The following is an 18539-nucleotide window of genomic DNA, read 5'->3' as shown; positions in this document are numbered from 1 at the left end:
GGCTGGTCGCGTGACCGACACCCTCAGCCTCAGGACCGCCCGCCGCATCGCCCTGGCCGCACAGGGTTTCGGGCGCGCTCGTCCCGGCTCGCCGGGGCGGAGCCATGTGCGCGACCTCGTGCGCAAGCTGGGCGTAGTCCAGATCGACAGCGTCAACGTCGTGACCCGCACCCACTATCTGCCGGGCTTCTCGCGGCTGGGCGACTACCCCCGCGAGGCGCTGGAGGCCGAGGCCTGGGGGCCGAAACGCAGTCTTTTCGAGTACTGGGGCCATGAGGCGTCGCTGATGCCGCTGGAGCTGCAGCCCCTGTTCCGCTGGCGCATGCAGCGGGCGCAGGAGGGCGCGATGTGGACCGGAATCGCCCGCTTCGGCCGCGAGAAGCGGGCCTATATCGACGGGGTCCTGGCCGAGATCGAACGACGCGGACCGGTGACCGGCGGCGACTTCGCTGAAGGCCCGCGGGGCCAGCCGGGCTGGTGGTCCTGGTCGGACGGCAAGCGGGCGCTGGAGTGGCTGTTCTGGGCCGGGCTGATCACCACCAGGACCCGCAACGGCTTCGAGCGGGTCTATGACCTGACCGAGCGCGCCCTGCCCGCCCGCATCATCGACGCCCCGACGCCGGAGGAGCCCGACGCCCAGCGCGAACTGATCCGCATCGCCGCGCGGGCCATGGGGGTCGCCACGGAGGCCGATCTGAGGGACTGGTTCCGCATGCCGGTGGCGGACACGAAGGCGCGGATCGCCGAGCTGGCCGAGGCGGGCGAACTGACGCCGGTCACCGTCAGCGGATGGCGGCAGAGGGCCTGGCTGGCGCCCGGCGCTAAGACGCCCCGCAAGATCAGCGGACAGGCCCTGTTGTCGCCTTTCGACAACCTGATCTGGGCCCGTGACCGCACCGAGCGACTGTTCGGCGTTCGGGTCAGGCTGGAGATCTACACCCCCGCCCACAAGCGGGAGCACGGGTACTATGTCCTGCCCTTCCTGGAGGACGAAGCCATCACCGCGCGGGTCGATCTCAAGTCGGATCGAAAGGCGGGCGTCCTGCTGGTGCAGGCGGCGTGGCGTGAGCCGGACACGACGCGTGACACCGCCGCGCGCTTGGCCGCGGAGCTGAAACGGATGGCCGGCTGGTTGGGGCTGGAGAGCGTCAGGGTCATGGGCAAGGGCGATCTGGCGGAGGCGCTGAACGCGAGTTTGGCGACGGAAGACCCGTAAGAGTCTGTGAGAGCCCGGCGACGACCTCGCGGGAGTTTTCGGCGACAATAATTCCAGACACGAACGACTCCGGCTATTGACGAAGTGGACACGCGTGTCCACTTACCCCGCGTCATGGAGAAGCCCCTCAGAAAAGACGCCGCCGAACGCCGCGAGGCCCTGCTGGCGGCGGCGCGCGATGTGTTCGCTCAGGAGGGGATCGACACACCCCTGGACCGTATCGCCGAACGGGCGGGCGTCGGGCGCGCGACCCTGTACCGGAACTTTGCGAACCGGACCGAGATCGCCCTGGCCGTGCTGATGGACGAGGTGGCGGTGCTGGGCGAGCGGTTCGCCCGACCGACCGAGCCCACCGCCTTTCTGGACTTCATCGGCGCCCTGTCGGAGACGCTGACGCGCAACACCGCCTTCGGCGGCGTCGTCCGCGCCGCGCCGACCCCCGAAATCCTGACGCCGTTGCGCGCCGCCCTGGTCAAGGCCGCGACCCCCGCGCTGAAGGTGTCACGCGCCGCCGGTCTGGTTCGTCCGGACTTCAAACCCGCGGACATCCGTATCGTCACCGCCATGCTGGGCGCGGCCCTGCATAACGCCGCTCCGGCGGAGCGGAACGCCCTCGCCCTTCGAACGCTAGAGCTTGTGCTGGACGCCGTGAGGGCGCGCGTCGGAGACGGGGCATGAGCCGCCGCAACTTCAATCTGCCGTGGGCCGAGTACGTCCAGACCCTGAAGCCGCACGAGCGGCCCATGTTCCCCGGCTCGCCCGCCACGCCGGACCACACCTGGCCCTATCGCATCGCCTATCTGGCCGTCGGCATGCTGGTCACCGCGACCGGCAGCATCGGCTCGGCCATGGTGACCGCCAATACCCAGCAACTGGCGGGCGCGCTGGGCGTGTCTCTGACCGAAGCCGCATGGTTGCCGGTCGTGTTCGTGATGACCAACGTCTGCATGAACCTGCTGCTGGTCAAATTCCGGATGCAGTACGGACTGAGGCTGTTCGCGCAAATCTTCCTGATCGCCTATGCGCTGATCAGCGTCGGCGCCCTGTTCTTTGAGGATTATCAGTCGACCCTGATCGTGCGCGGCTTCGCGGGCATGGCTTCCGCCGCCCTGTCCACCCTGGGCATCCTCTACACCATTCAGGCCTTCCCCGCCGCGCACCGCCTGAAGGGGCTGGTGCTGGGCATCGGCGCGTCCAGTCTGGCCGTGCCGGCGGTGCGCATCTTCTCCAACGATCTGGTCGACCTGTCGGAGTGGCGCGGCTTCCACGTGTTCGAGCTGGGGCTGGCGCTGATGTCGCTGGCGGCGGTGTTCGCGCTGAAGGCGCCGCCGTCCGAACGGTTCAAGGCGTTCAGCCCGATGGACTTCGTCACCTTCGCCCTCTTCGCGCCCGGGATCGCCCTGCTGTGCGCCGTGCTGGGGCTTGGCCGGATCGTCTGGTGGACCGAAGCGGCGTGGATCGGCTGGGCGCTGGTCGGCTCGATCGTGTTGCTGACCGTCGCCATCGTCATCGAATACAATCGCGCCACCCCGCTGATAAACCTGAAATGGATGGCGGGGCCGGACATCGTCCGACTGGCCCTGATCATCATCGGCATCCGCGTGGTCCTGTCCGAACAGACCTATGGCGCGGTCGGCCTGATGACCCAGATGGGGCTCGGCCCCGACCAGATGCACGGGCTGTTCTGGCTGATTTTGATCGCTACCGCGGCCGGGTCGGTGACCAGCGCCCTGACCATGAACCCGGCCAAGCTGTACAAGCCCATCGCCATCTCCCTCGCCCTGATCGCCGTCGGCGCCTTCCTGGACTCGCACTCGACGGTGCTGACCCGCCCGTCCCAGCTCTATTTCAGCCAGGCCTTGCTGGCCTTCGCCGCTGCCTTCTTCATCGGCCCGGCCATGATGAGCGGCGTGGTGCAGGTGCTGCAGAAGGGCGCGCAGAATTTCGTCAGCTTCATCGTCATCTTCGGCATCGGCCAGAATGTCGGCGGCCTGCTGGGCTCCGCCGTCGTCGGCACGCTGCAGACCTGGCGCGAGAAATTCCACTCGAACCAGTTGTCGGAGGCCATCACGCTGGGCGATCCGAACGTCACCCTGCGTCTGCAGCAGCTGTCCGGCGCCTATGCCCGCGTGATCGGGGACCCCGCCCTGCGCACCGCCGAGGGACAGGTGCTGTTGCAGCAGCAGATCACCCAGCAGGCCCATGTGCTGGCCTACAACGACGTCTTCCTGCTGATCTCGGTGTTCGCCGCGATCGGCTGCCTGTGGGTGACCTTCCATCACCTGAGACCCCGCTTCCAGGCCCGTCGCGCCGCGCGACAGGCCGCCAGAACCGGACCTGACGCCGAAGCCGTTTCGGCAGCCGCCGGCGCTATCGACTGACCCCCCAATTCACGACGAACCACACACGCCCATGACCGACACAACCGCCCCCGCCGCCGCCGCTCCGCAACCGGCCCCTCCGCCGCCTCCCGCGCCCGCACCCGCTGCGGCCGAGCCGCCGAAGAAGCGCGTTCTCATCAGTGTCGGACTGGTCGTGATCGCCCTTGTCGGCGTCCTGCTGGTGCTGTGGGCCTGGCGGTTGCCGCCGTTCACGTCCGGCGTTCAGCATACGGACAATGCCTATGTCCGGGGGCAGGTGACGGTGATCGCGCCGCAGGTGACCGGCTATGTCACGGCTGTCGAGGTGCAGGATTTCCAGATGGTGAAGCAGGGCCAGTTGCTGGCCACCATCGACGACCGCATCTACCGCCAGCGCCTCGAACAGGCCCGCGCCCAACTGCACGCCGCCCAGGCCGCGCTGGCCAACTCGGCCCAGAGCCAGACCTCGGCCCGCGGATCGGTGGCCCAGACGCAGGCCAGCATCGCCGGCGCCCAGGCCAGCGTCGCCAAGGCCCAGGCCGATCACAACCGCGCCCGCACCCTGTTCGAGGGCGGCTGGGTCGCCCAGGCCCAGGTCGACGTCACCCGCACCGCCCTGCAGGCCGCGCAGGCACAATTGGCCGCCGCCCGCGCCTCGGAAGGCATCGCCGAAACCGGCGTGACCTCCGCCGTGGTCAGCCGGGGCTCTCTGGAAGCCGCCGTGGAGAATGCGCAGGCCGCGGTGCATCTGGCCGAGATTGACCTGTCCAACACCCGCATCGTCGCGCCCCGCGACGGGCGGCTGGGCGAAATCAGCGTCCGGCAGGGCCAGCAGGTCGCTGTCGGCACGCAGTTGATGGCGCTGGTCCCCGACCGCATCTGGGTGACGGCGAACTACAAGGAAAACCAGCTGCGCGACATCCGCGTCGGCCAGCCGGTCGAGCTGTCGGTCGACGCCTTGGGCGGCCGCACCCTGACCGGCAAGGTCGAGCAGATCGCACCGGCCACGGGATCGGAGTTCAGCGTCATCCGCCCTGATAATGCGACGGGCAACTTCACCAAGGTGGCCCAGCGCGTCCCGGTCCGCATCGCGCTGGACCCTGGTCAGGACGGGCTGGACCGCCTGAGGCCGGGCCTGTCGGTGGTGGCGCGGGTGGAAACGCGGGGAAGGGATTAGGGACTAGGGATCAGGGATCAGGGTGTTCGAGGGTCGCCGGGCTGTCTGATCCCGTGCTCGATCAACCTAATCCCTAATCCCTAATCCCTAATCCTTTGTCGCTGGTCCCTAATTAGACGTCGAACTTCACGCCCTGCGCCAGCGGCAGGGCGCTGCTGAAATTCACGGTCTGGGTCTGGCGGCGCATATAGGCCTTCCAGGCGTCGGAGCCCGACTCGCGGCCGCCGCCGGTGTCCTTCTCGCCGCCGAAGGCGCCGCCGATCTCGGCGCCGGACGGACCGATGTTGACGTTGGCGATGCCGCAGTCCGAGCCCCAGGCCGACAGGAACTGCTCGGCCTCGCGCACGCTGTCGGTGAAGACGCAGGAGCTCAGGCCCTGGGGGACGGCGTTTTGCAGGTCCACCGCCTGATCGAAGTCGGACCAGGTCAGGACATAGAGGATCGGGGCGAAGGTCTCGTGCTGGACGACCGCCGTCTGGGACGGCATGCGGACAATGGCGGGCCTGACATAGGCGCCCTCGGCCTCGACGCGGCCACCGCCGGTGATGATCTCGCCGCCCTGCTGGACGGCCTGCTCCAGCGCCGCTTCGAAGGCGACCACGGCGTCGATGTCGATCAAGGGGCCGACCAGGGTCCCGGCCTCGCGCGGATCGCCGATGGGCAAGGTCTCGTAAGCGGCCTTCAGGCGGGCGACCAGCGCATCCGCCACGCTCTCATGCACCAGCAGACGGCGCAGGGTGGTGCAGCGCTGGCCCGCCGTGCCGACGGCCGAGAAGGCGACGGCGCGCACCGCCATGTCGAGGTCGGCGCTGGGGGTTACGACCATGGCGTTGTTGCCGCCCAATTCCAGCAGCGAGCGCCCCAGTCGCGCGGCGACGGTCTGCGCCACCGCCTTGCCCATGCGGGTCGAGCCGGTAGCCGAGACCAGCGGAATGCGCGGATCGGCGGCCAGCGTCTCCCCGGCCTCACGCCCGCCGATGACGACCTGCGACAGCCCTTCCGGCGCGTCCCCGAAGCGGGCCAGGGCGCGGTCGAAGATGGCCTGGGTGGCCAGCGCGGTCAGCGGCGTCTTCTCCGACGGCTTCCAGATCACCGGATCGCCGCAGACCAAGGCCAGGCAGGCGTTCCAGGCCCAGACCGCGACGGGGAAGTTGAAGGCAGAAATGACCAGCACCGGCCCCAGCGGCTGCCAGGTCTCGCGCATGTGGTGGCCGGGCCGTTCGCTGGCGAGGGTCAGGCCGTAAAGCTGGCGCGACAGGCCGACGGCGAAGTCGCAGATGTCGATCATCTCCTGAACCTCGCCGAGGCCTTCGGAGACGATCTTGCCCGCTTCCAGGGTGACCACCCGCGCGAGGTCGTCCTTGGACGCGCGCAGCTCCTCGCCCAGCAGGCGGACCAGTTCACCGCGGCGCGGGGCGGGCACACGCTTCCAAGCGTGGAAGGCGCTGACCGAGCGGGCGATAACGCCGCCGATATCGGGCGTCTCGGCCACCGATCCGGCCGTGGAGCCGTCGATGGGCGAGCGGGTCGGCAGGTGGCCGGTCCAGACCGCGGCGTCGACGCCCAGTCGCTCAAGGATGGCCTTCGCCTCGTTCGCCGCCGTCATCGTCATCGCTCCCGTTTCGGAGCGGGCTGTAGCCCGGTCACGCGTCGGGCGGAAGCGGAACCGCAGCGCCGGGCAAGGGTTCTGTCGGCGAACCGACCCAAGGAGAGACCCGATGAAGGTACGCGATCTGATGAGCAAGGACGTGCAGGTGGCCCGTCCCGGCGACACGCTGCAGGAGGTCGCGAGCCGCATGCAGGCCGGCAATTTCGGCTTCATGCCCGTGGCCGACGGCGACACCCTGATCGGGACGATAACCGACCGCGACATCGTGGTGCGCGCCGTCGCCGGCGGCGTCTCCACGACCGCCCCGGTGGTCGAGTTCATCACGCGCGACCCGCACACAGCCCGCGCCGATGACGACCTGAAGACCGTGCTGGACGCGATGGGCAGCCGCCAGATTCGCCGCCTTCCCGTCCTCGACAAGGACAACCGTCTGGTCGGCGTCGTCTCGCTGGGCGACCTGTCGACGCGGGTGAAAGAGAAATACGCCGGCGAGGCGCTGGAAGACATCTCACGCAACTGAAGCGGTTGTCGGACGGAGAAAGGGTAAACGCCCGCTTCACCCTTTCGCCAAACCGGACGTTCACTCGCAGGCCTCAAGGTACGCCGTCGCAGGACGGGAGTGACCAATGGCGCGCGCGCAGTTCCAGAAGGGCCAGAAGGTCTGGGTCGAGTGCGTCGGCGCGTGGGCCACGATCGAGAAGGTCCAGCCTGTTTGGGCCAAGGGCTTCGAGGAGCCCGTGCGCGTCACCTATGACGTGGGACTGGGCCGCGAGTTTCTGGGCCATGAGCTGTTGCTGCCCGTGGAAGACCCGTCCGCGGACTTGGGCCAGCAATGGCGGCTGATGCGCGCGCGGAACAAGTGGCAGGCGGCGGAAGACACCCCGCATCACCCCTTCCCCGGCACCTATCCGGTTGTGGTCACGGACAAGGCGGACTGGGGCGGCTGGCGCGTGCCGGGCGCGGAATATGACCGCGACCCTGACCAGATCGAATTTCAGGCCCGACTGATCGCCGCCGCCCCGCGCCTGATGGCGCTGGCGACCCAGCTTGTGGGGTCGGTCGACGAAGCGCCGGACGACGCCCCGCCCGAGATGCGGGCGCTGGCGCGGGAAGCGAGAACTGTCCTGAAAACCATTACCGACGTGCTGGCCGCGCCGAGCGGTGAACAGACCGCCGGGCCGTCAATCCGGGCCGCCTGAGCCTACCCGGCGTCGGAGTGCGACTCTTCTGACTCACCCTGTTCAGGAATGTTGAGTCAGGGTTAACCCTGCTCGACACGAATCCGCGACGCAGCCTAGATTCGGACCTGGTTGTCGAATCGTTCGGGAGAGCGCCTTGCGGGGTGAGGAGCGCCGCATATCACCGCAGGGGCGGCGCGCATCGGATCGCGAGCGTGGAGCCCCCGCGTGGCTGCGCATTTCCATCCTCGCGCTGGCGCTGGCGATCACCGCCCACGTTCTTCTGGTCGCCCGCGGCGTTTCCGGAGCGCAGACGGCCTCGACCGGCTTCTCACTGAACGACCTCTGGGTGCTGGGCCCGCCGATCGGCATCGGCCTGTTCACCCTTGTGCTGGTCGTCATCATGCAGCGCCGCCAGATGGGCATCAGTCGCGAGTGGGCCGCGTCTGAGCGACGCTTCCGCGGGGCGGTCGAGGCCGCGCACTGCGGCGTCTGGGACTGGGATCTGGCCGCCGGTCAGGTGATGATCTCGGACTATATGGCCAGCCTGATGGGTCTTGATCATAGCGGCGCCCTGCCCGAAGACGTCATCATGGAGCGGATCCACCCGCGCTACCGTGAAGCCGTCCAGCACGCCCTGCGTCAGGCCCAGATGTACGGCGCGTTTGAAGTCAGCTTCCCCGTGCCGGACGAGAACGGGCGCGCCCGCTGGATCGATGCCCGGGGTCAGGCGCGCGGCGAACGGGGACAGGACGGCTTCACCTCCGTGCTCGGCGTCGCCCTGGACACCACCGAGGCCCGTCGCGCCAAGTCGCAGGCCCAGGCCGCCGAAAGCCGCCTGCGCGACGGTATCGAGAGCGTCTCTGACGCCTTCGTCCTGTTCGACAAATCAGGTCGGCTGATCCTGTCCAACCAGGCTTTCCAGGACGCCTTCGCCTTCGAGGACGGCGTGGTGCGCAAGGGCGCCTACAAACAGGACCTGAACCGCATCGCCGCGCTGGCCATCAAGTCGGAGCAGCCCGCCGCGGGCGGTCGCGCCGGGGCGCGCGAGGTCGAGCTGGTCGATGGCCGCTGGCTGCAACTGGTCGAGCGCTTCACCTCGGATGGCGGCTCTGTGGTGTCGGCCGCCGACATCACCGCCATCAAGCAGAAGGAAGCCGAGCGCCAGCGCGCGGTCGAACGCCTGCACGTCACCATCGCCGAGCTTGAGGATCGCGAGGAGAAGCTGTCGCTTCTGGCCCGCAAATACGAAGTGGCCATGACCCGGGCCGAGGCCGCCAACCAGGCCAAGTCCGAGTTCCTGGCCAATATGAGCCACGAGCTGCGCACGCCGCTGAACGCCATCAACGGCTTCTCCGAGATCATGGCCAATGAGCTGTTCGGCCCCTTGGGTGACGCCAAGTACAAGGGGTATGCAGGGGACATCCTGAGGTCGGGCCAGCACCTGCTGAGCCTGATCAACGACATCCTCGACATGGCCAAGATCGAGGCCGGCAAGCTGACGCTGCACTATGAGCAGGTGTCACTGAAGGAGGTCGTCGATGACGCGGCGCGCCTCATGCGCGGCAAGATCGAGGAGGCCGGCCTCAAGCTGGTGGTCGACGCCGCCCCCCTGCCCGACATCGACGCCGACCATCGCGGCCTGAAACAGGTGGTGCTGAACCTGATCTCGAACGCCGTGAAATTCACCCCCGAAGGCGGCGACATCATCGTTTCGCTGTCACGGCTGGACGACGAGCGGGTGCGGGTCGCGGTCACGGATACCGGCATCGGCATCGCACCCGAAGATCTGGCCCGACTGGCGCGGCCGTTCGAACAGGTCGAGGGGCAGCATTCGAAGACGACCCAAGGCACCGGCCTCGGCCTGGCCCTGACCAAGTCGCTGATCGAACTGCACGGCGGCGAACTGGTCATGGAAAGCCGGCCTGGTCAGGGCACGACCGTCAGTTTCGACCTGCCGATCACCCGCCCCGGCGGCGCGCAGGCCCAGGCCCGCGCCGCCTGACGGCGCGGCTAGCGGTCCGCTTTCTTCCCGGCCGAGCTGTCCGTATTGGCCTTGGCCGCCGAACGGCCGCGACGGGACAGGATTTCCGACAGCACCTGCCGATCGGCCGGCCCGAGCGTCCCGAACAGCCGGATGGCGTCCGCCTCCAGCCGGGCGCGACCCCGCAGTTCCGCTGCGCGGGATTGCTCAAGCAGGGCATGCACCTGAGCCGGGTCGAATGTCGGCGCGGCGGACAGGGCGACAGCGGCGCGGCGCTTGGCGCGGGCCTCCTCGAAATCCGGTTTGGCGGCCAGCGCCGAAGCCTTCAGCGTCCGGCGAACGCGCTCGCGTTGGTCGGGGCTGAGGCGCGCGATGATCGCCATGGGCGAGCGGTTTCGGGACGCCTGTTCCTGCGCCTCGATCCGACTCTCGACCTTGGCGCGGGTGACCAGCATGGTCGCCCCGGCCGCCACGGCGAACAGGTTCAGTGCGACCGAGGCCGCGAGCGCGATCTTCAGGGCCTTGGGGCTCAACCGAGCACCTCCGTATCGTCCACGCCCTGCAGGGAGGCCTGGTAAAGCACGGCGTCGGCCTGGGCGTCGGCGGTCATGTGGGCGGTCATGACGATGCCCGCCGCGACGCCCGCGCAGGCCGCAGCGGCCCAACCGGCGCCGAGCGTAAGCGCCAGCCGGTCCAGCCAGAGACGGCCATGCTTGCGCGCCTTCAGTCCCGCGTCGGCCGCCGAGGCGATAATGCGGTCGCGCAGGGCGGACGGGACCTGGGGCGCGGGCGAGGCGTGCAACAGCGCATCAATGGCGTCGGCCTCGACCAGCGCCGCGCGCGCGACGTCGGGCTGCCCGGCCGCAAAGGCCTGCGCCGCTGCGCGCTCGCCCTCAGGCCAGCGCCGCACGTCAGCCCCGTAGGCCGACACCAGGGCGATGAACCGGTCCGCAGTCATGACACTCACGCTCCTTCAGCGTCCGGCCGCATATCGGCCAGAGCCAGTCTCAACGCCCGCCGTCCTCGTGACAGCAGGCTTTCCAATGCCTCGACGCTGATCTCCATCAGGGCCGCGGCTTCGATATTGGTCAACTCCTGATAGTGGCACAGGACGATGGCCTCTCTCTGGCGCTCGGGCAAACGGGACAGGGCCGCATCGACCCGGACGCCCACATCCGCCGCCAGCAATCCCCGATCCGGAGCCGGACTTTCGTCCGGCCGGTCCGGCGGCGAGTCCGTCGCGATCTCGCGCCGTCGGCGCAGCCGGTCGTAGCAGAGGTTCAGCGCCACACGGTGAAGCCATGTGTCGAACCGGGCCTTCCCGGGCGTCCATCTGGGCGCCTGTTTCCAGGCCCGCAACAGGGCGTCCTGCGCGACGTCCTCGGCTTCCATCGGATCGCCCAGCATGCGTCGCGCCAGCGCCAGCATCCGCGGCAGCTTTCGCGCGACCATGGCCTGGATGGCCGCGGGATCTCCCCGACCCACGCGGCGCACCAGATCCTCGTCGGGGTCGGCGATCAGCGGCAATCAGACCTCGTTCGAACGTCATCGACCGGGTCGCCCGGCACAGAACCGTCGTCCCCGACATCTCCTTACTCCGAAGCAGGCGTCTGAGGCGACGCCTGTCGTGCGGCGCGACGCTCGGCCATCCGCTCCCGACGATGCTCGCGCGCAGCCTGCTTGCCGGCGCGGCGTTCCTCTGTGGTGACGAAGCCATCGTTGTCGGCGTCCAGGCGGGCGAAGGCCTGTTCAGACCTCGCCTGCATTTCGGCGATCACCACCGGCCCCCGTTGGTTCCGCGACCCGGCATGGGCGTCGCGCGGACCATGGCGGCCCGGGCGGGCGTGGTCGCGCCCGGGATGGGCGGCGTGATCCGCGCGCGGAGCGCGGACAGCGGTGAACTCCTCACGGGTCAGACGGCCGTCGCTGTCGGCGTCCAGACGAGCGAAGCGGGCTTCGGCGCGTTGCTGGCGTCCGGCTCGACGCTGGCCCTGACGTTCCTCCGGAGTCACCGTACCGTCACGATCGGTATCGGCGGCGGTCAGGCGGTCCAGGCGGCGGCTGACGAACTCGGCGCGGCTGATCCGGCCGTCCTGGTCCGTATCGGCCCGCTGGGCGCGCGCAGGGCGTTCCACCAGCTGCTGGGCCGTCGCGGCTCCGGCGACGACGGCCAGGCCGAGCACAAATACGCCGGCCAGAAGGGTCTTTCTCATTCGATGATCTCCATGGCCTTTCGGCCTTGCTCGTCCCTGTCAGGAGATCAAACGGGGGTGACGTCAGTCTCCGTCGCCGACGGGCGGCAGAGCCTGCTCGAACGCCGCGCGCGCGGCCTGCCGAACATTCGCCAATCCGTCGGTCAGGGCGTCATAGTCGGCAAACCCCGTCGCCTCGGCCAGACGACGGCGGAAGCCCTCGGGCTCGGTGGACGGGTCACCCGGGTCATCAAAGGCCGCGGCCAGAACCTGTCCCAGCGCCTGCTGCAGCCGCCAGGCCTCGGCCAGTTCGGGGTCCCCGGTCAGGGCCTCGAGCGTGGAGACGGTCAGGGGTTCGCCGATGGCGGCGGCGTGAAGCTGCCGGATCTGTGCAACGAACTCGGCATCCACCTGACCACCGGGCGCCAGCTTCAGATCCCATGCGCCCTTGCCCGGCCGTTCGCGAGCCATCAGATCGCGCATGCGCCGGGCGTCGGCGGCGATGTTCACGCCGGGGCGTGGGCGGCGCAGAATGCCTTCCAGCGCCGTCGTCACAGTCTGCCCGAAGGCGGCGTCGTCCGCCCACACCACGCGCGCACGGGTCAGGGCCATGAACTCCCAGGTGTCCCCTTCTGCAGCGTAATAGTCTTCCAGCGCCGACAGCCGCAGCGAGACCGGTCCCTTGGCCGCCCCGGGACGCAACCGCATGTCGACCTCATACAGACCGCCCTCCGCTGTATGCGCCGACAGGGCCGCGATCAGGCGCTGGGTGAAACGCGACCAGAAGACGCCGGCGGCCCAACCCTTGTCCGCCGACACCGCATCCGGCGGAGCGTCATAGACGGTCATCAGATCCAGATCGGAGCTGGCCCGCATCTCCCGCGAGCCGGCCTTGCCCAGCGCCACGACCGCGACCCGGCCGCCCGGCAGCGCCCCGCCCTGCCGCACGGCCTCCGCGAGGGCCGCGGGAGCCAGCGCGGCCATGGCGGCGTCAGCCAGCGTGGTCAGGGCCTTGCCCGCCGCTTCCGGCCCCGCGCGCCCGGTCAGGATCTGAAGACCGATGCGGAACATCTGGTCGCGGTGGATGCGACGCACGACATTCATCGCCGCCTCGAAGTCGGGGGTCGCCGCAGCCTCGGCCAGCATCTGGTCGGCGACGCCGGTCTCTTCCTCAAGCTCGCGGGAGAACCGGGCGTCCAGCATGCTGTCCAGCGCCGCCGGATAGCGCCCCAGGGTCCGCGCCAGACGTGGCGCGAAGGCCATCACCCCGACCACCAGTTCGAACAGCTTGGGCTGGGCCAGAAACAGGGCCTGCACCTGAACCCCGGCATTCAGTCCCGCAAAGAAGACAGCGAAACGCGGGAAGGCGTCATCGGCGGCCTGGGTATCCGCCAGCGCCGTCAGCAGGCGCGGGGCGAGGCGGGTGAAAAGCTCACGTCCTCGCGCCGTGCGCGTGGCCGGAATGCGTCCATGGTGCCAGCTGCGTATGGCGTCGGCGACTTTTGCCGGCTCCGAGAACCCCATGCGGGCCAGCGTCGCCAGCGTCTCCGGGTCATTCTCCACCCCCGTGAAGACCAGCGAACCATAGGGCGATGACAGCTCCTCCTCGCCCTCGAACAGTTCGCCGTAGCGCCCGTTGACCCCGACCAGCAGGGCCTCGACCGAGGCGTCGAAGGCGGCAAGGTCGCCCTGCCCCGCCAGCGCACCGACCGCCGCGCGTCGGACAGGGTCCAGCGGGAGGCTGTGGGTCTGCTCGTCGTCCAGCATCTGGATGCGATGCTCCAGCCCGCGCAGTTCGATATAGGCGGCCGTCAGCTCCTCGCAGACCTGATCGGTGATGTGGCCGGCGTCACGCAGGGCGGCCAGCGCGTCGACGGTGCGGGGGGTGCGCAGTTTCGGGTCACGCCCGCCGAGGATCAGCTGCTGGGTCTGGGCGAAGAACTCGATCTCGCGAATTCCACCGCGTCCGAGCTTGAGATTGGCGCCGGCGGCCTCCAGCCCTTCTCCGGTCTTGTGGACGTGGATCTGGCGCTTGATCGACTGGATGTCGAGGATGGCCGGATAGTCCAGACTGCGACGCCAGATGAAGGGAATCAGCGCCTTCAGGAACGCCTTGCCTTCGCGGGGGTCGCCCAGCATGGCGCGGGCCTTGATGAAGGCGGCGCGCTCCCAGTTCTGGCCGACGCCCTCGTAATAGGTCAGGGCGAACGGCACGGCGACCACCGGCGGGGTCGAGGACGGGTCTGGTCGCAGCCGCAGATCGACCCGGAAAACATAGCCTTCGCCGGTTCGCTCCTGCATCAGGGTGGCGAAGGCGTGGGCCAGACGATCGACAAACCGCTGCGGCTCAACGCCCTCGGCCAGGGCGGCAGTCAGCACCTCCGGCTCCCAGAACAGGCTGATGTCGATGTCGGACGAATAGTTCAGCTCGTCCGCCCCATGCTTGCCCATGGCCAGGCCGAACAGGCCGGGGACGGGTCCGCGTTTGTCGTCGGCGGCGGAGATCAGCTTGCCACGCTCGCGTTGGTCATGGGCCACCGCCGCGAGGGCCGCGCGGGATGAGAGGTCGGCGAAGCGGCTGAGCGCGCCCGTCACCTGATCGAGGCTCCAAAGCCCGCCCAGATCGGCGAGCGCCGTCAGCAGATGCAGTTCGCCTTTCAGCCGCCGCAGCGGCGCCCGCAGGTCGTCCGCGCCGCCGGTCAGGGCGGCGGTGCGCGTCAGCACATTGCCCAGCCGCGCGTCCGGCCCCTGTTTCAGGAGTGCGCGCAGGGTGTCCGGCCAGCGTCGCGCAAGACCGAACAGATAAGGCGAGGCGGCGAACACAGGCGCCAGCGCGGGCCAGCGGGCTTCCAGCAGATCGCTCCAGCCGCCCTCGGCGGCGGCGTCCGACAGGCGCTCGTGAGCCCGGGCGGCGGCGTCGGAATCCAGCACCGGACCGCAGGACTTCACGGGGGCGGGCGGCGTCATTCCTCCGCCGCCGGGAGGACCAGCGCCACCCGCAGGCCGGGGCCGAAGCCGCCATAGGCGCCCGGGCCCTCATCCAGCACGATGCGCCCGGCGTGGGCCTCCATCACGGCGCCCACCAGCGACAGGCCCAGACCCGAGCCGGGCTCGGTGCGGCTGTTGTCCAGACGGACGAAGCGCTGGATGACGCGCTCGCGGTCCTCCTCGGGCACCCCGGGGCCGGTGTCGGTGACGGAGAACTCGATCTCCCCGGACGACCGGCGGCGCGCCCGCAGCATCACCGCCCCGCCGACCGGGGTGTATTTGATCGCATTGTCGATGATGTTGGCGATCGCCTGGGCAAGGAAGGGCTGGTTGGCGTTGACCATCAGCCCCTTCTCGATCTCGGCGGAGAACTCCAGCCCCTTCTCCTCGCTGGCGGGCTCGTAGAGTTCGGCCATGTCGGCGGCCAGTTCGGCGGCGTCGAAGAGGGCCGGATCGGGCGTGCGGCCAGACCCCGCCGCGGCCTGAAGGCGGGCGATGGCCAGAACGGTGTTGAAGGTCTTCAGCAGGTTGTCGGCCTCGGACAGGGCCAGTTCCAGCGCGTCCGTGCCGTCGATCTTGCCGGCTTCGGCGTCGATCAGGGCGACTTCCAGCTTGGCCCGCATCCGGGTCAGGGGCGAGCGCAGGTCGTGGGCGATGGCGTCGCCCGCGTGGCGGATGGACGACATCGAGCCCTCCAGCCGGTCCAGCATGGTGTTCAGCCCCTGCCCCAGTTCGTCCCACTCGTCGCCGGTGGCGCGGACGGTGGCGCGGGCCTTGAGGTCGCCCTCCTGCACCGCCGTGACCACCGCCTTGAGCCGACCCATGGCGCGCTCAAGATTGCGGCTGACCAGCAGGCCGCCTGCCAGGCCGAGCAGCAGGACAATGCCCATGGCCGCCCACAGCGCCTGGGTCAGGCGCGACAGATAGGCCTCGGTGTCGCCCATGGACTCGCCGACGAACAGGATCTCCCCGCTCGACAGCCGCATCTGCACGCCCAGCGACTGCGGGCGCGTGACCCGGCCGCTCGCGTCATTGTCGGTGTAGGTGAAGGTGTCCCAGGTCGGCGTCGTCCCGCCGTCGCCTTGATCCCGGGGCACGATGTCGATGGGGGTCTCGGTCAGATTGCCGGTGATCAGCCCGCCCTGCGGATCCATCAGCATATAGAGGTAGGGCCCGCCCCGGATGGTCCGGTCCACCAGCGCCGCGTTGAGGGCGTCGGACCCGCGCTCGCGATAGACGCCGGTCAGAACCTCGAACTCCGCCGTCACATCCGCCTGTGTCTTGGACCGCGCCTCATTGGCCGAGGCGATATAGACATAGGCCAGCACCGCGCTGGCCGCCGCCGCGAACAGGGCGACGAACAGCAGGGTCAGCCGGAAGGGCGTACGGCGAAGGAGGGAGGGAAGGCGCATCGGGAGGCGCTATGCCTCCAGCCGGTATCCCGCCCCGCGCACCGTCTGCAGCATGGCCTTGTCGAAGCCCTTGTCGATCTTGGCGCGCAGACGGCTGATGTGGACGTCGATGACATTGGTCTGTGGGTCGAAATGGTATTCCCAGACCTTCTCCAGCAGCATGGTGCGGGTGACCGACTGGCCGGCGTGGCGCATCAGGAATTCCAGCAGCTGGAACTCACGCGGCTGCAGGTCGATCTCCTGCCCGGCGCGGTGCACGGTGCGGGCGATGAGGTTCATCTCCAGATCGCCGACCTTCAGCATGGTGGCGATGGAGCCGGTTTCGCGACGACGCGACAGGGCCTCGACGCGGGCGATCAGTTCCGAGAAGGCGTAGGGCTTGACCAGATAATCGTCGGCCCCGGCCTTGAGGCCCGTAACGCGATCCTCGACCTCGCCCAGCGCGGACAGGAACAGGACCGGGGTCTGGTCGCCGTCCTTGCGCAGGGTCTCGACCATGCCGATGCCGTCGAGGCGGGGCATCATGCGGTCCACGACATAGACGTCATAGCCGCCCTTCTGGGCCTCCAGCAGGCCGAAAGCGCCGTCGACGGCGTGGGTCAGCTCGTGACCGGCCTCGGTCAGACCGCGGACCATCGCGGTCGCGGCCTCGGCGTCGTCCTCGACAACAAGAATGCGCATGGAATCAGCCCCTGAATGCAAAATCGCCGCCGATGTTAGCGCATCGGCGGCGACTTCGTCAGTTAAGGCTTATTCAGGTTGCGGACCATCACTCTTCGGCGAACTTGAGCACCACCAGAGCGGTGCCCTGCGGGGTCCAGACGGACAACAGGACGCCGGCGCGACCAGCGGCCTTCACCCGTTCGACCGCGCTCCGCAGATCGGCGACCGAGGTCACCGGGCGGTTGTCGGCGCGCGTGATGACCAGCCCTTGCTGGAGCTGAGCCCGTGAACCTGCTGTCCGGGGGGCCACGCCGGTGATGAAGACGCCCGTTACCGTATCCGGCAGTTCGTTGCGTGAGCGAAGCTGGGGCGTAACCGGCGTAACGCTGATGCCCTCGATCGGCTCGCCCTGCGCAGCAGGCGGGGTTCCCGGCGCAGCAGGGTTCTGGCTCCCGCCGTCCTGGGCGAGAAGGTCGGCTTCTGACGGACGGGTTCCCGCGCGGATACTCACAGTCTGACGGCGCCCCTCGCGGAGAACCTCCATGCGGATGGTCTCGCCAGGGCTGACCCCACCGACACGGCGGGTGACATCTGTGCTGTCATTGACGGCTTGACCGTTCACCGACACCACGATGTCGCCGACCTGCAGGCCCGCACGCTGGGCGGGGGCGTCGGGCGTCAGCGTCTCGACAAGGGCGCCCTTGAAGGTGCGCGACTGGCCGAGAGCCTCCCAAGCGTCCGGGGACAGGGTGCGCAGACCGGCGCCGACATAACCGCGCTGGATGGCTTCACCGCGCATCAGCTGATCCGTGATCGGCTTGGCGACCGAGGCCGGGATGGCGAAGCCGATGCCGACCGAGCCGCCCGAGGGCGACAGGATGGCCGAGTTCACGCCGATGACCCGACCATAGATGTCAAAGGTCGGACCGCCCGAGTTGCCCCGGTTGATGGCGGCGTCGATCTGGATGTAGTCGGTGTAGGGCGTGCGCGAGTCTAACTGGTTGCGGCCCTGCGCCGAGACGATGCCCGCCGTGGCGGTGCCGCCCAGGCCGAAGGGGTTGCCCACGGCGATGACCCAGTCGCCCACGCGGGGCTGTGCCGTTTCCTCGAAGGTGACGAACGGGAAGTCGGCCCCATCGACCTTGATGACGGCCAGATCGGTCGACTCGTCACGGCCCACCACGCGGGCGGGCATCTCACGCCCGTCAGCCAGTTTCACGCTGATCTCGATCGCGTCGGCGACAACGTGGTTGTTGGTGACGATGAAGCCGTCCGCCGAAATGAAGAATCCGGAGCCGGCGCCGGCGCCGGTCGCGCCTTCGCCATCCTCGCCCTCGCCTTCACCGCCCTGCCCGTTGGGGACCGGCACGGCGCCGAGGCCCGGGATCTGGATGAAGGCCTGACGCGGGTTGGCGACGCGGGTCTTGACGTCGATCTGCACGACCGCCGGGGCGACCTGCTGGAAGATGTCGGCGAAGCTGAGCGGCGCGCCCTGCGGCGGGGCGAAGGCCAGACCGGCGGCGCCGGCGCTGGGGGCCAGGCGTCCACTGACGCCGGCGACGGGCTCCGCATGGGCGGCGGGCCAGTCGATCACCCCACCCGCGGTCGCGGCGGCGGCGAAGGCCAGGCCGGCGACGGCTCCGAGCATGAATTCCTTGCGCTTCATCATAGGCGGTCGACAATCCTCTCACCGGGCGACGAACGCGCCCGTTACGGCGATGAATATAGGGCGTTTGTGCTTCACACCAACGCCATGACGC

The 18539-nt window shown here is 69.1% G+C and carries 16 protein-coding genes; 7 read left to right on the top strand and 9 right to left on the bottom strand.

Translation table 11 applies throughout. The features are described 5' to 3' along the window. Window positions 1–10: 10 nt before the first annotated feature. The 4 genes from ACW174_RS09425 (at window position 11) to ACW174_RS09410 (ending at window position 4753) form a co-directional block, all read left to right on the top strand. Complete coding sequence (locus ACW174_RS09425) at window positions 11–1216, top strand: winged helix-turn-helix domain-containing protein (RefSeq protein WP_492014173.1); 1206 nt, start codon at window positions 11–13, stop codon at window positions 1214–1216. Between the two features lie 114 nt (window positions 1217–1330). Continuing rightward, window positions 1331–1894, top strand: a complete 564-nt coding sequence (locus ACW174_RS09420; protein ID WP_492014172.1) for a TetR/AcrR family transcriptional regulator — start codon at window positions 1331–1333, stop codon at window positions 1892–1894. After that, complete coding sequence (locus ACW174_RS09415) at window positions 1891–3597, top strand: MFS transporter (protein ID WP_492014171.1); 1707 nt, start codon at window positions 1891–1893, stop codon at window positions 3595–3597. Before ACW174_RS09420 ends, ACW174_RS09415 begins: the two co-directional genes overlap by 4 nt. Before the next feature lie 31 nt (window positions 3598–3628). Then, window positions 3629–4753 (top strand): HlyD family secretion protein, encoded by a 1125-nt coding sequence (locus ACW174_RS09410; RefSeq protein WP_492014170.1) that lies wholly within the window; start codon window positions 3629–3631, stop codon window positions 4751–4753. A gap of 112 nt (window positions 4754–4865) precedes the next feature. On the opposite strand, the gene amaB is transcribed toward ACW174_RS09410, so the two are convergent. Next, window positions 4866–6365: an L-piperidine-6-carboxylate dehydrogenase gene (amaB, locus tag ACW174_RS09405; protein WP_492014169.1), complete on the bottom strand. Its 1500-nt coding sequence runs from the start codon at window positions 6363–6365 to the stop codon at window positions 4866–4868. Between the two features lie 106 nt (window positions 6366–6471). Between amaB and ACW174_RS09400 the strand changes: the two genes are divergently transcribed. From ACW174_RS09400 to ACW174_RS09390, 3 genes are all read left to right on the top strand, one after another. Beyond that, the gene (locus ACW174_RS09400; protein WP_492014168.1) at window positions 6472–6882 is read left to right on the top strand and encodes a CBS domain-containing protein; all 411 of its coding nucleotides are present in this window, start codon (window positions 6472–6474) and stop codon (window positions 6880–6882) included. A 106-nt stretch (window positions 6883–6988) separates the two neighbouring features. Next, on the top strand, window positions 6989–7561 hold the full coding sequence (locus ACW174_RS09395; protein WP_492014167.1) for a hypothetical protein: 573 nt from the start codon (window positions 6989–6991) through the stop codon (window positions 7559–7561). 136 nt (window positions 7562–7697) lie between these two features. Further along, the gene (locus ACW174_RS09390; protein WP_492014166.1) at window positions 7698–9545 is read left to right on the top strand and encodes a sensor histidine kinase; all 1848 of its coding nucleotides are present in this window, start codon (window positions 7698–7700) and stop codon (window positions 9543–9545) included. Between the two features lie 8 nt (window positions 9546–9553). On the opposite strand, the gene ACW174_RS09385 is transcribed toward ACW174_RS09390, so the two are convergent. The 8 genes from ACW174_RS09385 to ACW174_RS09350 all read right to left on the bottom strand — a co-directional run bounded on the left by ACW174_RS09385 (window position 9554) and on the right by ACW174_RS09350 (window position 18448). Beyond that, on the bottom strand, window positions 9554–10057 hold the full coding sequence (locus ACW174_RS09385) for a periplasmic heavy metal sensor (RefSeq protein ID WP_492014165.1): 504 nt from the start codon (window positions 10055–10057) through the stop codon (window positions 9554–9556). After that, window positions 10054–10482 carry a hypothetical protein gene (locus ACW174_RS09380; protein ID WP_492014164.1) on the bottom strand — a complete coding sequence of 143 codons (429 nt, stop codon included), beginning with the start codon at window positions 10480–10482 and terminating at the stop codon, window positions 10054–10056. Before ACW174_RS09380 ends, ACW174_RS09385 begins: the two co-directional genes overlap by 4 nt. A gap of 5 nt (window positions 10483–10487) precedes the next feature. Further along, window positions 10488–11051 carry an RNA polymerase sigma factor gene (locus tag ACW174_RS09375; RefSeq protein ID WP_492014163.1) on the bottom strand — a complete coding sequence of 188 codons (564 nt, stop codon included), beginning with the start codon at window positions 11049–11051 and terminating at the stop codon, window positions 10488–10490. A 65-nt stretch (window positions 11052–11116) separates the two neighbouring features. After that, complete coding sequence (locus ACW174_RS09370; RefSeq protein WP_492014162.1) at window positions 11117–11737, bottom strand: EF-hand domain-containing protein; 621 nt, start codon at window positions 11735–11737, stop codon at window positions 11117–11119. Window positions 11738–11800: 63 nt separating this feature from the next. Continuing rightward, window positions 11801–14683, bottom strand: coding sequence for a bifunctional [glutamine synthetase] adenylyltransferase/[glutamine synthetase]-adenylyl-L-tyrosine phosphorylase (locus tag ACW174_RS09365; protein ID WP_492014161.1), 2883 nt, complete (start codon window positions 14681–14683; stop codon window positions 11801–11803). Next, complete coding sequence (locus ACW174_RS09360) at window positions 14680–16116, bottom strand: sensor histidine kinase (protein ID WP_492014160.1); 1437 nt, start codon at window positions 16114–16116, stop codon at window positions 14680–14682. The genes ACW174_RS09365 and ACW174_RS09360 overlap by 4 nt, the downstream gene beginning before the upstream one ends. A gap of 9 nt (window positions 16117–16125) precedes the next feature. After that, window positions 16126–16797 (bottom strand): response regulator transcription factor, encoded by a 672-nt coding sequence (locus tag ACW174_RS09355; RefSeq protein WP_492014159.1) that lies wholly within the window; start codon window positions 16795–16797, stop codon window positions 16126–16128. Between the two features lie 88 nt (window positions 16798–16885). Beyond that, window positions 16886–18448, bottom strand: coding sequence for a trypsin-like peptidase domain-containing protein (locus tag ACW174_RS09350; RefSeq protein WP_492014158.1), 1563 nt, complete (start codon window positions 18446–18448; stop codon window positions 16886–16888). Window positions 18449–18539: the final 91 nt, after the last annotated feature.

Source organism: Brevundimonas sp. AVps31, assembly GCF_058681355.1.
Note: the sequence above shows the minus strand (reverse complement) of the source record. Positions and strands in the feature narration are given on the sequence as shown.